General features: G+C 55.1%; 12 protein-coding genes. 4 read left to right on the forward strand and 8 right to left on the reverse strand.

Annotation, left to right across the window (positions count from 1 at the left end):
• Positions 1 to 87 precede the first annotated feature (87 nt).
• The 3 genes from A8C75_RS13425 (at position 88) to A8C75_RS13435 (ending at position 3,317) form a co-directional block, all read left to right on the forward strand.
• Entirely contained in the window at positions 88 to 1,644 is a 1,557-nt protein-coding gene (locus tag A8C75_RS13425) for a DEAD/DEAH box helicase (protein ID WP_084784065.1), read from the forward strand.
• Between the two features lie 147 nt (positions 1,645 to 1,791).
• Positions 1,792 to 2,358, forward strand: coding sequence for an NlpC/P60 family protein (locus tag A8C75_RS13430; protein WP_120785198.1), 567 nt, complete (start codon positions 1,792 to 1,794; stop codon positions 2,356 to 2,358).
• 98 nt (positions 2,359 to 2,456) lie between these two features.
• A complete protein-coding gene (locus tag A8C75_RS13435; protein WP_227819918.1) occupies positions 2,457 to 3,317 on the forward strand; it encodes a prephenate dehydratase in 861 nt (286 codons plus the stop codon).
• 197 nt (positions 3,318 to 3,514) lie between these two features.
• Here the strand turns inward: A8C75_RS13435 and aldA are convergent, their stop codons facing one another.
• The 8 genes from aldA to A8C75_RS13475 form a co-directional block, all read right to left on the reverse strand.
• Complete coding sequence (gene aldA, locus A8C75_RS13440; protein WP_067383243.1) at positions 3,515 to 4,957, reverse strand: aldehyde dehydrogenase; 1,443 nt, start codon at positions 4,955 to 4,957, stop codon at positions 3,515 to 3,517.
• Positions 4,958 to 5,132: 175 nt separating this feature from the next.
• A complete protein-coding gene (locus tag A8C75_RS13445; protein ID WP_067383246.1) occupies positions 5,133 to 6,800 on the reverse strand; it encodes a GMC family oxidoreductase in 1,668 nt (555 codons plus the stop codon).
• A gap of 112 nt (positions 6,801 to 6,912) precedes the next feature.
• Positions 6,913 to 7,818: an ABC transporter permease gene (locus tag A8C75_RS13450; protein WP_227819919.1), complete on the reverse strand. Its 906-nt coding sequence runs from the start codon at positions 7,816 to 7,818 to the stop codon at positions 6,913 to 6,915.
• Between the two features lie 95 nt (positions 7,819 to 7,913).
• On the reverse strand, positions 7,914 to 8,918 hold the full coding sequence (locus A8C75_RS13455) for an ABC transporter permease (RefSeq protein WP_067383248.1): 1,005 nt from the start codon (positions 8,916 to 8,918) through the stop codon (positions 7,914 to 7,916).
• 57 nt (positions 8,919 to 8,975) lie between these two features.
• Positions 8,976 to 10,568, reverse strand: a complete 1,593-nt coding sequence (locus A8C75_RS13460) for a sugar ABC transporter ATP-binding protein (RefSeq protein ID WP_227819920.1) — start codon at positions 10,566 to 10,568, stop codon at positions 8,976 to 8,978.
• A 100-nt stretch (positions 10,569 to 10,668) separates the two neighbouring features.
• Positions 10,669 to 11,631 carry an ABC transporter substrate-binding protein gene (locus A8C75_RS13465; RefSeq protein ID WP_067383250.1) on the reverse strand — a complete coding sequence of 321 codons (963 nt, stop codon included), beginning with the start codon at positions 11,629 to 11,631 and terminating at the stop codon, positions 10,669 to 10,671.
• A gap of 620 nt (positions 11,632 to 12,251) precedes the next feature.
• Positions 12,252 to 12,569, reverse strand: a complete 318-nt coding sequence (locus A8C75_RS13470) for a hypothetical protein (protein ID WP_067383253.1) — start codon at positions 12,567 to 12,569, stop codon at positions 12,252 to 12,254.
• Positions 12,570 to 12,729: 160 nt separating this feature from the next.
• The gene (locus tag A8C75_RS13475; protein ID WP_067383255.1) at positions 12,730 to 13,665 is read right to left on the reverse strand and encodes a LysR family transcriptional regulator; all 936 of its coding nucleotides are present in this window, start codon (positions 13,663 to 13,665) and stop codon (positions 12,730 to 12,732) included.
• Positions 13,666 to 13,793: 128 nt separating this feature from the next.
• On the opposite strand from A8C75_RS13475, the gene A8C75_RS13485 reads away from it, so the two are divergent.
• Positions 13,794 to 14,738, forward strand: coding sequence for a tripartite tricarboxylate transporter substrate binding protein (locus A8C75_RS13485; protein ID WP_084784067.1), 945 nt, complete (start codon positions 13,794 to 13,796; stop codon positions 14,736 to 14,738).
• The last annotated feature ends 66 nt before the right edge of the window (positions 14,739 to 14,804 follow it).

The following is a 14,804-nucleotide window of genomic DNA, read 5'->3' on the forward strand; positions in this document are numbered from 1 at the left end:
GCTGCAAAATTAATAGGCGCCCGTGACGGCGCTTTTGCGGTATTCTATGCAGCCATTCAAACAGTTTAGCTGGCGAACCCCCGAACGATGTCCTTTCTCGACCTCGATTTAGATCTCGAACTGCAACAGCACCTGATCGAATCCGGCTTTTCAAGCCCGACGCCGATCCAGCAGCAATCCATTCCGCTGACCATCGATGGCCAGGACATCCTTGCCACGGCACCCACCGGCAGCGGCAAAACGCTGGCCTTCCTGCTGCCAGCCTTGCAGCACCTGCTGGACCAGCCGCCGCGCACCGGGCTGTCACCGCGGGTACTGATTCTGAGCCCGACCCGCGAGCTGGCCAGCCAGATTCTGCGGGTGGTGGAATCCTTTGCCGCCGAGCTGTCGATGCAATGTGGTCTGATCGTGGGCGGCATGCCCTACGGCAACCAGAAACAGATCATGGAAGCCGGTATGGATCTGCTGATCTCCACCCCCGGCCGCCTGCTGGAACTGGACGAGAAAGGCTGGGTTGATCTCAGCGACGTCAACCTGCTGATCATCGACGAAGCCGACCGCATGCTGGATCTGGGTTTCCAGGAACCGCTGAACGAGATTGCCAGCCTGGTGCCGGTCGAGCACCAGACGCTGATGTTCTCCGCCACCCTGGAATCTGCCCCCATCCAGATACTGGCCGGCAAGCTGCTCAAGCCCGAAGCGGCCCAGGTTGCGGTGAGCAACGCCCGCTCCATGGCCGGCAATATCGAACACAGCATCCTGCGCGCGGATAATGACGAACACAAACTGGCCCTGTTCAAGTCCCTGATCAGCGATGAAAGCATCGATCAGGCGCTGGTGTTCGTTAACAGCCGCAAGCAGGTCGAGCAGTGGGTCGCTATTGTGCGGGCCATGGGCATCATGTGCGACGGTCTGCACGGTGAGATGGACCAGGGCGACCGCACGCTGCACATGAAGCAGCTGCGCCGGGGCCGGCTCAAGGTTCTGGTGGCAACCGACGTTGCCTCCCGCGGCCTCGACCTGGCCCATATCAGCCATGTCATCAACCTGAACCTGCCCCTCAAGGCCGACTCCTATATTCACCGTGCCGGACGCGCCGGCCGTGACGGTTCCCAGGGCATCGCGGTGTCCATCGTCGATTCCCTCGACTGGCCCCGTGTTGGCCGTATCGAACGCTACCTGCAGCAGCCGCTCAAGCGCCGCAAGATAGAAGGTCTGGAACCGAGCAAGCCCGAGCCTCAGGCCAACAAGCAGGCCAAGAAAAGCAAGGCCAAGGCCAAGGCCAAAGCGAAGAAGAAATCCGACATCAAGCCCGGCGTCAAATCTGGCAAGTCCCACAAGAAGACCAAGGGCCCGCGCCCCGCTACACCGCGCCAGTCGGACGAAGCCGGCGAGCAGCGCAGCAGCAGCGCCAAGCCCCGCAGTGCGGGTAGCGGTGCGCGTCCGTCGTCAGGTTCTTCGTCCGGCTCTTCGTCCGACAAGGCACGTACAGGTCGCACTGGCGGTGCTGGCAGCAATAGCAGCCGTGACAGCAGCCGCGGCGACAACCGTAAGCCAAGCGGCGGCGGCCCGCGCAGTTCCGGTGGCCGCACCCAGCAGGGTAACCGCTCCGGCGGCGGGCGGGACAACAAGAGCCGCGGCTAACATCACCATGAACAGGCAGACACAAGTGCACAATCGAATGGATTAAAAGCCCGGCAGCTTCTAATCTGTGCCTTTGTGTTTGCAGTAAAGCACATCTAACGCCGTCAGATCTGCCAGGACATATTCGCAGGGAGCGCCTATACGGCCATGACATTTTCAGCTCACATCAGCGCCTGGCGCCGCCACCGCAGAATGTACAGCCGCAGCAGAAGCCACACCTGGCTGCTTGCTGCCCTGTGTATCGCCCTGCTGCAGGGCTGCGCCGGCAATGGCGTCACCGAGCCCCCCGCCGTAATCTCTGTGCAGCCGCACACGGGCACCGAACAGCAGACCGTCAGCCAGCTGTACGAACTGCACCGCCAGTGGCGCGGCACGCCCTATCGATATGGCGGCAGCAGCCGCAATGGCATCGACTGCTCGGCCCTGATCCAGAATGGCTTTCGCCAGCACTTCAACCAGGAACTGCCGCGCACCACCGAAGGCCTGCTGACGGTGGGCGATACCATCGCCGCCGATGAACTGCGCGCCGGAGACCTGGTGTTTTTCAGAACCGGCAGCTACGGCCGTCACGCCGGTATTTATATTGAAAACGGCCGTTTTCTGCACGCATCCACCAGCAAGGGTGTGATGATTTCAGACATGAAAAACCCCTACTGGAAACGCCATTATTGGACCGCCCGCAGAATCGAGCGGCCCGTCACGACGGATTCCTGAGGGCATTTTCGTCCCCTGCGCAGAATATTTTTCCAGCCCTGTGCGGCTATGCAATAATGGCTGCCCATTCCAGCAATCTGATTTCAAGGTCGGTTAACGTGAGCAACAAGATCATCGCATTTCAGGGTTACAAGGGTGCCTATTCGCACCTGTCCTGTGTCCGTGTACATCCGGAAATGGACGCCTTTGCCTGCGAGACCTTTAGCGACGCGATGTTTATGGTGGAACGGGGGGAAGCGGATCTGGCCATGATTCCGCTGGAAAACTCCACCGCGGGCCGGGTGGAGGAAATCTACCGCCTGATGCCCAAAACCGAACTGCACATCATCGGTGAACACTTTGAGCCGGTAAACCACTGCCTGCTGGGCATGCCCGGCAGCCGCATCGAAGACATCACCGAAGCGGCCTCCCACCCCCAGGCGCTGGCCCAGTGCGACACTCACCTCAAATCCCTGGGCATTGCACCTGTCGCGAGTCTCGACACCGCAGGTGCCGCCGCGGAACTTGCCGCGGTCCCCAACAAGCATCAGGCCGCCATCGCCTCAAGCCTGGCCGCCGAGCTCTATGGGCTGGATATACTGCGGGAAAACTTCCAGGACAAGACCGGCAACACCACCCGCTTTCTGATTCTGTCCAAAACCAGCCAGATGCCGGTGTTTGATCCTGCGGTCACCTTCATGACCTCCATCATGTTTGCCGTGCGCAACATGCCGGCGGCGCTCTACAAGGCCCTCGGCGGCTTTGCCACCAACGGCGTCAACGCCATCAAGCTCGAAAGTTATATGGCCTCCGACACCATGCAGGCCACCAGTTTCCACCTGGATGTGGAAGGCCACCCGGATCAGCGCTCCATGCAGTATGCGCTGCAGGAACTGGATTTCTTCGCCAAGGATGTGCGCATCATGGGCACCTACCCGGCGCACCCGTTCCGCTACCGCAAGGACACCCTGGTGGAATAAAACTGAATCGAAAAAGGGCCCGCCAGTCGGCGAGCCCTTTAGTTGAAACGAGTGATCAAGCATTTTTAGTCCAGCCTAACTGCGGCCCTGAACACTCTGCGCTCCAGTTCGTTCATTTCAGGCGCCGGGTGCCAGCCCCGCGATTGAGCGTACAAGCTTGCACCCGATCAAAGATCCGATTTCATCGCAGCCATCAGCTACGCAAAGTTAACGTAAAAGGTTTTCTTTTCCAGATACTGCTCGAATCCGTATTTTCCATCTTCACCACCGGAACCGCTCATTTTGTAGCCGTTATGAAAACCCTGATGCTGCTCGCCATGACCCCGGTTGATATAGATCTCGCCGAATTCAAGCTCAGTATTACAACGCATAATGGTTTTCATGTCGCTGGTGCATACCATGGCGGCCAGACCGAATTCACAGTCATTCGCATATCCGATGACTTCGTCGAAGCTGCTAAATTTCACCACCGGCAAAATCGGGCCAAAAGCCTCTTCATGGATAATTGTCATGTCCTGGGTCACATCGACCAGTACGGTGGGCTCAAACCAGAATCCCTTATCAAAGCCTGCACCCGTCATGCGCTTGCCGCCGGTGGCTATCCTTGCGCCCTCTTCCAGGCTTTTTGCGACCAGATACTCCATGTGCTCCAATTCGGATCGATTTACCTTGGGCCCAATATCTGTGCTGGCCAACATCGGATCGCCCACCTTTAAGCGGCGTACCTTACCTAAAAATTTATCCATGAACTCATCGTAAATACTTTCATGCAGATACATGCGCTCGTTGCAGGTGCACACCTGGCCACAGTTGTCGAAACGCGAATGCACAGCCGCATCCACGGCTGCATCCAGATTCGCATCCGCAAACACAATGAACGGCGCCTTGCCACCGAGTTCCAGCTGCACATGGGCCAGGTTTTCAGACGCCGCCCGGAAAATCGATTGCCCCGCAGGCGTGCTTCCCGTCATGGTGACCATCTTCGTAATCGGACTTTTCACCAGCGCATTGCCCATGACACGACCTGGGCCTGTCACTATATTCAAGACCCCTGCAGGGATGCCCGCCTTATTCGCCAGGTCGCCGAGCTCCAAAGTCGCCAGGGGCGTTTCTGCTGTGGGCTTCACAACGATAGCATTACCCGCCACCAGAGCGGGGCCAATTTTTCGGCCCGCCAGCGCCAGTGGGAAGTTCCATGCAGTGATGGCTACAACAACGCCACGGGGTACTTTTTGAATCCAGATCTGCTCATCAGGATTATCCGAGGGAAGAATATCGCCTTCTATTTGGCGCGCCCAATCACAAGCGTATTCAATAAAGGATGCGGTTGCTTCGACCTCGATTTCTGCGACTCGCAGCAGCTTGCCCTGCTCTTGCACCAGCAGTTCAGCCAGGCGTGATTTGTTAGTGCGAATTTGCACCGCAAAATTTCGCATAATATCTGCACGTTTACGCGCTGGAACCATTCGCCATAGCTTTTGCGCAGCCTCAGCCGCCTTAAGTGCTGCCAGGGCATCCGCCTCTGTACCTTTTTGAACAGTGCCGACAACGACTTCACTGGACGGAGAAATAACCGCTGCCGTTTCCCCGCTCACTGATTCACGCCATTCCCCGTTTATAAACAGCTGATAATTCTTCATACAAACCCCTCGTACAACGCTAGACGGAATAGTCGTAAATTCGGATATGCACAGCACTTTTATAATGGGCTGCCAGACGGTCACACCACGGATATAAAGAACCGCGCCCAACTTATTGACTACCCGGTATGCATATCGCTATACATCTAAATAGAATATTGAAATCAATAGCCAGCTATAAAGCCACTCGTGCTTCTTGCAGGGGATTGAAAGCCCTGCACTCTGAGTGGTCTGACTCATCCAGCATAAAATCGGCACAACGGTCCCCGAGCATCATCGCCGGTGCGTTTGTATTACCCGCATTGATATCCGGCACGGCAGACATGTCACAGACCCTTAGGTTTCTGACGCCCAGCACCCGCATTTTATTGTCCAGCACTGCCAGAGGGTCATCTTCCCGACCCATTCGACAGGTACCCGCAGGATGATAGTTGGTTTTTACAAAGCGCTTGCAGTGCGCGACAAGCGCGTCGTCACTCAAGTCGTCCGGCGCGGGAGCGATAATCCGCTTAACACGCGCGGCCAGGGGCCCGGTCTGAAACGCCTTCAAAAAGAAGCGCTGACCCGCCACCATCGCCTGCATATCCTCATCATCCCCGAGCATATTCGGGCACACCTGCGGCATATCATCCGGATTCGCCGAACGCAGGCGTACGTATCCGCGGGATTTGGGTTTGACCACAACCGTAGTCACGGTCATCCCATAGGTATCCTCCACCGAGTTTTTCAGGTCCCGATCCAGGTACACAATGGGGACACAGAATGCCTGAATTGTTGGCGAGGCCTCGCGCTCAAGCGGATTAACGAAAGCACCCGCCTCAACGCCTGCTGAAGTTACAGGCCCCGAACCAAACAGCTTGAATTGCAGCCCGTTGCGCAGCATCCGCCAACCAACACCTTGCTTGAAGTATCCATAGGGGCCATTGGCTGTCGCAATAATCGGGACTTCGGGATGGTCAATCAGGTTTTCCCCAACCCCAGCAAGATTCACATGACAGTCAATCCCCATCTCGCGCAAATGCTTCCCAGGCCCAATACCAGACAACATAAGCAGCTGTGGACTGACCAGAGCGCCTGCGGCCACAACAACCTCACGCCCTACTCTGATTCGGTGCAGCTCGCCTGCGGCATCACGATACTGCACGGCAATTGCGACACCGTCGGACAGTTCAATTTTCTGAACCTTCGCGCCGACTCGTACCGTCAGCGCCGAACAATCGGCAAGCGGGCCAAGATAGGCATAGGCTGAACTGCTGCGCTTGCCATTACGGTTAGTAAACTGATAAAAGCCACAGCCTCGCTGGGCAGGTCCGTTAAAGTCATCGTTGTAAGGCTCTCCCAGCGCCTGTACGCTTTGGACAAACCAGCGGGATACATCGTCCACATGCTTGGGGTCTGACACCAGCAGGGGTCCCTCGATGCCATGAAGGTCATTGCTCAGGCGGTTATTGCCCTCCATGCGGCGAAAATAAGGCAGTACGTCCTTCCAGGCCCAGCCGGCATCTGTACCCAGCACCCGATCCCAGTCGTCATAATCGGACGGGCGACCACGCATATAGACCTGCGCATTGACTGATGAGCCACCGCCCAGAACGTTGCCCTGGGGGATATCCAGTACACGGCCCCCCAGCTGTTCCTGCGGCACGGTCTGGTGGTAGCGCATGAACTTGCTACCATTGATCATCTTGAATATACCCGGTGGCATATCCAGCAGCAGGTGCCTGTGGGAGTGACCGGCTTCGAGCAGTAACACCGAACCCCCACTATCCCTGGCCAGACGGGCCGCCGCGACACATCCGGCAGACCCTCCTCCAATCACGATATAGTCATACTGCGTTTCCATAGCGCCCCTCACATCACAAGCTGAAACCTATATTGAAAATCACCCAGCAGACTGCTGGCGCACCGGGCTCGCCCGCCGCATTCACTGCATCACAGTCAATGCTCGGCAACGTTTAACGAGCGCGTGCCTTGTTGATGATTTTGGCCTGGATGATCACTACCACCAGCAGAAAGCCGCCACGAATAACGGACTGCCAATAAGCACTAAAGGTGATAGTCCCACTGCCGTTTTCAAAATTGAGGATATTGAAGATCAGGCCCAGCAGAATGGCGCCCGCCAGAGTGGCACTGATGGATCCAAGGCCTCCGGTCAGAAGCGTTCCTCCCACGACCACCGATGCGATTGCGGACAACTCCCAACCCATGCCCTCCAGCGGCTGCCCCGCGCCAAATCCGGAAGCCAGCATCACACCCGCCAAGCCCGCAAGAGCCCCACTCAATACATAGACGCCCCACAGTGTCCGCTCGACCTGCAAACCCATCAGCCTGGAAGACTCTTCACTTCCGCCGATCGACAGCAGGTGACGACCAAAGGGAAGTTTTTCCAGCAATACCCAGCAGCCGATAAATACAATAAGGGTCGTCACAACCGGCCAGGGAAGATAATCAAAGGCCTTGCCGAGACCAAAGTGAGTAAAATTACTGTCCCAGGACACAGGTACCGACTGATTATCGGAAACCACCAACGCCATGCCCCGGGCGCCCAGCATCATAGCCAGCGTCGCGATAAAAGGAACCACTTTGAGCCGGGTGATCACAAAGGCGTTAATTGCTCCTGTAGCCACACCCACCAAAACGCCAACCGGTAACGCAACTTCAATGCCGTAGGGGCTGACAGCAGCGACAACAACGCTGGATAACGCCACCACCGAGCCAACGGACAGGTCGATACCCCCGCTCATGATGACAAACGTCATGCCCAGCGCGATAAGGATAAACATGGAGTTGTAGGACAAAAACGTCATGATGTTATATTCAGTGAGGAAACTGTCGTAACGTAAGCCCCCAAACATGATCATAAGAACCAGAGCGATCCAGACTCCCTCCGAACGCAACTGGGCGCTACACCTGGATAGCAGCTGAGAAAGATTAGTGCGCGCGCTGGACGGACTATTCATTTCGATCCCCCCCGCATCTGTTGCAGATACACCGCGACAATAATGATGAAGGCTTTCGCCACCATGGCCACAGCATCATGCACACCATTTGCCAGCAGGGTGTAACCCATCAACTGGATAATGGCAGCACCCAGCACTGCACCTATAACCGGCGCCTTGCCTCCGGTTAACAAGGCACCACCCACAACCGCGGCAGCAATCGCATCCAGCTCCATCAGCTGCCCGGTCTGGTTGGCATCGGATGCCGCGTTAATCGCGGTTGTAATCAAGCCGGCGATGCCTGCCAACAAGCCACAGACTGTATAGGTGACAAGTTTTACTTTTTTGACCGGCACACCGGCCAGTTGCGCAGCCTTTTCATTGCCACCCACGGCAAGAAGATAACGACCAAAGATCGAACGGCGTAATGTCCAGGCACAGACTAGCGCCAAAACCACAGTAATGACGGCCTGAAATGGAATACCCAGCAGCCGACCAGTACCCAGAAACTCAAACGCCGGAATATCGAAAGACTGCAACTCACCATTGGTCAGTACCTGAGCGATACCTCGACCGGAAATAAACAGAACTAATGTTGCAATGATCGGTTGTATATTATATCGGCTCACAAGAACGCCATTGAACAACCCGCCCGCAGAGGCCGCCAACAGGGCTACGGGTATGGCTACCATCAGACCGATAGAAGGGTTACTCATGCCAAAGTCGGATAACATGATCAATGGCGCGACCGTACCTGCCAGTGCCATCAGAGCCCCTACAGACAAGTCAATTCCGCCGGAACCAATAACCAGGGTCATCCCAATAGCAACAATCGCAATCGTTGCCATCTGGGTGAGGTTGACATAGAGCGTCTGAATTTCCAGGAAATTTGGCGTAATAGCAAGGTTAACCAAAATCAGCAAAAAAAACGCAGACAAGGTACCGTTTCGTGTAAGTATATTTTTTACTTTAAACATCAGCGGCTTCGGAGAGTGTCCGAAGGTAATCGTTGTATCCGTCATATCAACGCCCCACTATAGCCTGAGCTACAACTATCTGTAGCAGGAGAACCAAGAGTATTATTGTTTTGCATGCGAAATATGGGAAACCGATTTAATGATTGCATTTACCCTGAGACTTTCACCGGTCAGTTCATCCACACTTTGCCCTTCCTGAATCACAATAACGCGGTCGGCACCCTCAACCAGTTCTTCAAACTCGGAGGAGATCATCAGCACCGCCAAGCCGTTATCCGCCAATTCACGAATTAGCAATTGAATTTCCCGCTTCGCCCCGACGTCGATGCCCCGCGTAGGCTCATCAAGAATCAATAATTTAGGATTAGTCGCCATCCAGCGTGCTAATAAAACCTTCTGCTGATTACCACCGGAAAGCTGCGAGATAGGCTGTTCCATTGAACTGGCTTTTATACCAAGGCGATCCATGTAGCGCGCTACTATTTCTCGTTCTTCAGCTTCAGGGATCAAGCCCCGCCGGGCGAGCCGGGGTAACAGCGCCAGGGTTAGATTCTCCCGAACCGACAACTGCGGGATAATACCGTCCTGCTTGCGATCTTCAGAGCAAAACCCCAACTGAGCATTAATGGCATCGGTGGGCCGCTCAAACTCAACTTCACAACCGTCAATAAAGACCTGGCCGCGTTTCTGATCCCGGTCCAGTCCAAAAATGGCCCGTGCAACCTCAGACCGCCCCGCACCCAGCAACCCGGCCAAACCCAGCACTTCTGCTTTGTGCACCTTAAAAGATACATTTTTGACAGGACTCGCGCCCCCGAGACCCTTGACCGCCAACATCACTTCACCGATCGGCGTTGATTTAGCCGAAAACCCGGTCGTGCCCCCCGCTTCAACATCGTCGATACTGCGCCCGAGCATGCCGGCAACCATATCCAGCTTTGTCATTTGGGAAATGTGCTTGCGGTCCACCGTTCGACCATCGCGCATCACTGTGATTTCATCACAGATTTCAAACAACTCATCAAGATGATGACTGACATAAAGGATGGCAACACCGGATGCCTTTAGCTCACGAATAACCCCGAACAACACACTCGTTTCGTGGTCGTCCAGTGAAGAGGTCGGCTCATCCATAATCACAATTCGTGCATCCAGAGCCACTGCCCGCGCAATCGCCACCAATTGCTGAGTTGCAATATTGAATTCGTTTAGCGGTTTGCGGACATCGAGATCCAGCCCAAAGCGCCGTAACGTCGACCTGGCATGACTGTGCGCCCGCTTCCAGTCCACCATGCCAAACCGCTTGGGCTCGTGCCCAAGGCAGATATTTTCCGTTATCGAACGGTAGCCGATAAGGTTAACTTCCTGAAATATGGTACTGATCCCTGCGCACTGAGCCTCATGGGGTGACCCGTAGGAGACCTTTTCACCCATGAAAAAAATTTCGCCAGCGTCATGTTTGTAGGCACCATTGAGAACCTTGATCAAGGTCGATTTTCCGGCACCGTTCTGGCCAATGATGGCATGGACTTCACCCGGCTGGATGATTAGCTCGGCATCGGTGAGCGCGGCTATGCCGCCGAAAGATTTATGAATACCCCGCATACACAAAACAGCTTCCTGATCGGAAACTGCGCCCTGCAGCGCCGCTTGTCCCGCAATGGCCGCGGCCGGGGATAAGTCATGATTAATCACGGTAAACTCCTGGGAGTATCCCTAAACGATGGATGTATATGGGAAGACGCCAGGCGCCCTCCCACTCACTAGCCGCTCTGGGCGGCGGGCATCATGCTGATTAATAGGCTTCGTCTATATGCTTGGCAGCGTTATCGATAGTGAATATTCGATCCGAAACACGCACCCAGGGCTCAATGGTTTCACCGCCAACGTAGCGTTTTAAGGTGGCACAGGCCAGGGGGCCAAAGAACGGGCTGGATTCAACCGTCAACGCCATTTTCCCGTCGATAATTGCCTGCAGCGCATCGCGGGTACCGTCGATGGAGACAATGAGAACATCAGTGCCCGCCTTGCGACCGGACGCTTCCAGTGCCTGAATTGCACCAATCGCCATTTCGTCATTGTGGGCATAAATGACATTAACATCCGGATGGGACTGCAGCAGTGTTTCCGTTACCTTGCGTCCCTTGTCACGCGCAAAATCTCCGGACTGAGAAGCCAGGATCGTCATACCCGCGTGTTTGGCAATTTCATCATCGAAGCCTTTTCTGCGATCATTCGCAGGCGATGATCCAGTGGTTCCCTCCAGCTCAATAATCTTCGCCTGCCCGCCGGTGTTTTCAATCAGCCACTGGGCAGCCAACTGCCCCTGCTCGATAAAGTTTGAACCCAAAAATGACACATAGTCACGGCCCGCTTGCGCGACCTTGGCATCAACACTCCGGTCAACCAAAAAGACGGGAATACCCTGGGATTTAGCCCGCATGACGGCCGGCAGCAGCGGTCTTTCTTCACGCGGCGGCAAAAAGATTACATCCACTTGCTGGGCAATCATGGAATCCACGTCCGAAACCTGTTTGGCAGCAGAGCCTGCGGCATCCGTATAGACCAGGTCCCAGTTGCAGCTCAGTGCAGCCTCTTTAAAACTTTTTGTTTCGGCGATACGCCAAGGGTTATTACTTTCAGATTGGGCGAAACCGACTTTGTAGCGTTCCTTTTGCTCCAGTACAGGCAGGCCCGCACTAACCATGCTCGAGAAAAGCGCTGCTGTTGCGGTCAACGTAATAATTTTATTTATCATTGTTATATCTCCAGTGTTGTTGTTATAAAGAGCTATTTTTAAATTTATCGACCTCTGTTTAAAAACGTAAACAGTCCCTCCCGGACCCCAAAATTACGTCACATAAGACAATATCTATTAGCTATTAAAATGCTAAAAACCATCTATAGACTGAGATACTCCTTTAATTAAACCTAAAAAATAACTGAATCAATTTTCATCTACTAATCCGCCAAATTAATACCCGGCAAAGCCCTATGCCGGGTATTTACATTACAAAACCAGTAATATTCTAAATTTAAACCGGTTTAAGTTTAGAATATTAAAAAAGGACTCCTTGATGCCGTCATTCCAACATGAGCTTTTATTCGATTCTGCGTCAAAAAAATTAAACCGGTTGAAATTCATATTCAAAACTTACAGGCAAGACATGATCATGTCAACTGGTAGAGGAAATACTTTTGTAACTCGCCCCACGCCACACCACTGATCGAACGCCAATTTTCTCTACAGCGCCCTAATGCAACTGATGCAAACAATGGGTTTAGAGCCACTACCGCACGACACTCAGGTCCAACAGACTCAACGCCCCATAGACGCCAACAGCCCGCTAGCGGTATCAACCTAACCCGCAAGAAACATCACTTGTCCGCATCGCTCTTGTTCGACAGTTGCCCCAGCACATAGCCTGCGATACCGCTCAGAATGGCGCCTGTGATGTTTCCCTCCAGCCGCCCCGCCAGACTCAGCACCACCGTGGCCGCAATCACACCCATCACAGTCACGGTTTTAAAAAACGACGGGCTGCGCAGTATATCCATGATGTTTTCCCTGGAATTGGCCACTGCGCGCCAGAAGAGCCCCCACATGACCACCAGCCCCACCGTTGCCAGCACCGCCAGCCCCGCGATGTACTCGGGACTCAGCGCCACCGCCTCAATCACTGCTTGCGCTTCCATACCTTCATCCTCTGCTGCATTGCCGCTGCATCATCGGGTCACCCATGACCGTAAACATGGCAAAGTCTGGCGCAGATTGATGTGATCGGCGAGTTTTGCTGGTTTTTACAGGCCCGGGCAAAGCTTTATGGGCAACCCTGGAAGCCAGCTGGTGTCACGCCTAAGCGCCCGGCTTCAAGCCGCTCCCCATCCGGCCTGGACAGGTCTGCATCAGATAGCTGACAAAGCGGTCGAGCAGCAAGGTGCGCATATCCGTTGTACGCGTGATAAGGCCGGCATGGCGGGTGGGCATGTCCGACTGCAGGAAAGGCACAACGCAGAGCTGGCCTGCGTCCACCAGCGATTGAACAGGCAGAGACGGCAGCATGGTCAGATAATTCGAACTCTGCACCAGTGCGATAATCGAGATCGGCGAATCCACCTCAATGGCAACGCCAATCTCGGTCAGGCCAGCTGAAATAAGGTAACTGTCCATTTGCGCACGCAGAAAACTGCGCTTGGGGTGAATGATCCATTTTTCCCCGCGCAGCTGCTGCGTGCTCACCTGGGCATATTGCGTCAATGGATGACCCTTGCGACAGAATATATTGACGCTGTCACTCCACAGCTGCTGCGCCTGCAGCCCCCTGGACTCATCAATCAGCACCAGCGGGCCAATCACCACATCCAGCTGCCCAAGCTCGAGCTTGTCGATAAGGTCGAGCATCAGGGTGCTGGTGACAACACAGGTCACATTGGGATTATCTTTCAGAAAGTCTGTTATCAGCGCGCTCAGCAGGTATTCCGAGATCATCGGCGGTACTCCGATGCGCAACAGCCCCGCCTTACCCTCACTCACATCCCTGGCATGCTCTGAGGCCTGGTTCGTCGCCATGCGAATGCTGTGCCCCTGTGCCGCCAGGGCCCTGCCGACTTCCGTTGCCTGCACCTTCTTGTTGCTTCGATCGATCAACAGGGCACCGACCCGATCTTCCAGAATTTTCATATTTCGGCTGAGTGCCGGCTGCGTCAGGTGCAGCTGTTCCGCCGCCAGACTGAATGAACCCAGTTCGATAATGACCGAAAGCTGTAACAGGTGCCGCGGATCCAGAGTCATATCAAATTGATATAGTGGCTAATAGTTTTATCATTTTAATTATGCAGGCGCAGATTGTACAGTAACTCCACGTCAGCACTCGGGCGAACAGGTCCCGCTCTAATAACAACACTCTGAGGTCCACAATAATGAAACAACTGTCCCGGGCGCTTGCCTGCATCACCCTTGGCTTATCGGCATTGACACCGATATCCTCCTGGGCCGAGAGCTTTCCAGCCAAGCCCATCAAGGTCATAGTCCCCTTCGCAGCCGGCGGCCAGGGTGATGTCATGGCACGCCTGATCATCAAGACCATCGAAGAAAAGCAACTGATTTCCCAGCCCATTGCCGTGATCAATGTACCCGGCGGTGGCGGCACTATCGGCGTTCGCCAGGCCCACCAAGCCGACGCCGACGGCTATACCCTGCTGTATCTGCACCAGACACTGATGACCACCGAACTGCTCGGCAAGCTCAAGTTCGATTACCACGCCTTTACCCCGATCGCCGAGACCAATAACACCTGTCTGGCCACTGTGACAGGCACCGAATCAGGCATCGACAGCGCCGAAAGCTGGATTGCCAAGGCCCAGGCCGACCCTAAAAAGCTCAAGGATGCGACCTTGCTAGGCAGTGCTGCCCACTTCACCACCGCCATGATCAGCAAGGCCGCCGATATGCAGGTTGGCCTGGTCAATGTCGGCGGCGGCTCTGAGCGCATCGCATCGCTGCTGGGCAACCACACCCAGACCGCCGTGCTGGTCGCCGCACCAATAACGCGCAATCCGGGCCTCAAGGGTCTGATCTACTATGGGGAAGAACGCAATCCGCAGCTGCCGGAAACACCCACGGCCAAAGAGCTGGGATATGACGTGATATCCTGCCTGAACAATGTCTGGTGGGCCCCCGGCGGCACCCCCGCCGACGTCGTATCTGTACTGCAAAATGCTCTGGCAAGCGCCCTTGAAGACCCCGAACTGATCGCAGCAATTGAGCAAAAAGGCGATACCGCCAAACTGGTTATCGGCGATGCCCTGGATGCGCGCCTGGCCGATATATATGCACGCCTGAAGTCCGTGGCGGGCGATATCTAACCTCTGCCGTCACGACCAACACGGCTCGCCACCAGCGCACCTGGCGCTGGTGGCGAAGCCTGAACC

Source organism: Marinobacterium aestuarii (assembly GCF_001651805.1).
Lineage (GTDB): Bacteria > Pseudomonadota > Gammaproteobacteria > Pseudomonadales > Balneatricaceae > Marinobacterium_A > Marinobacterium_A aestuarii.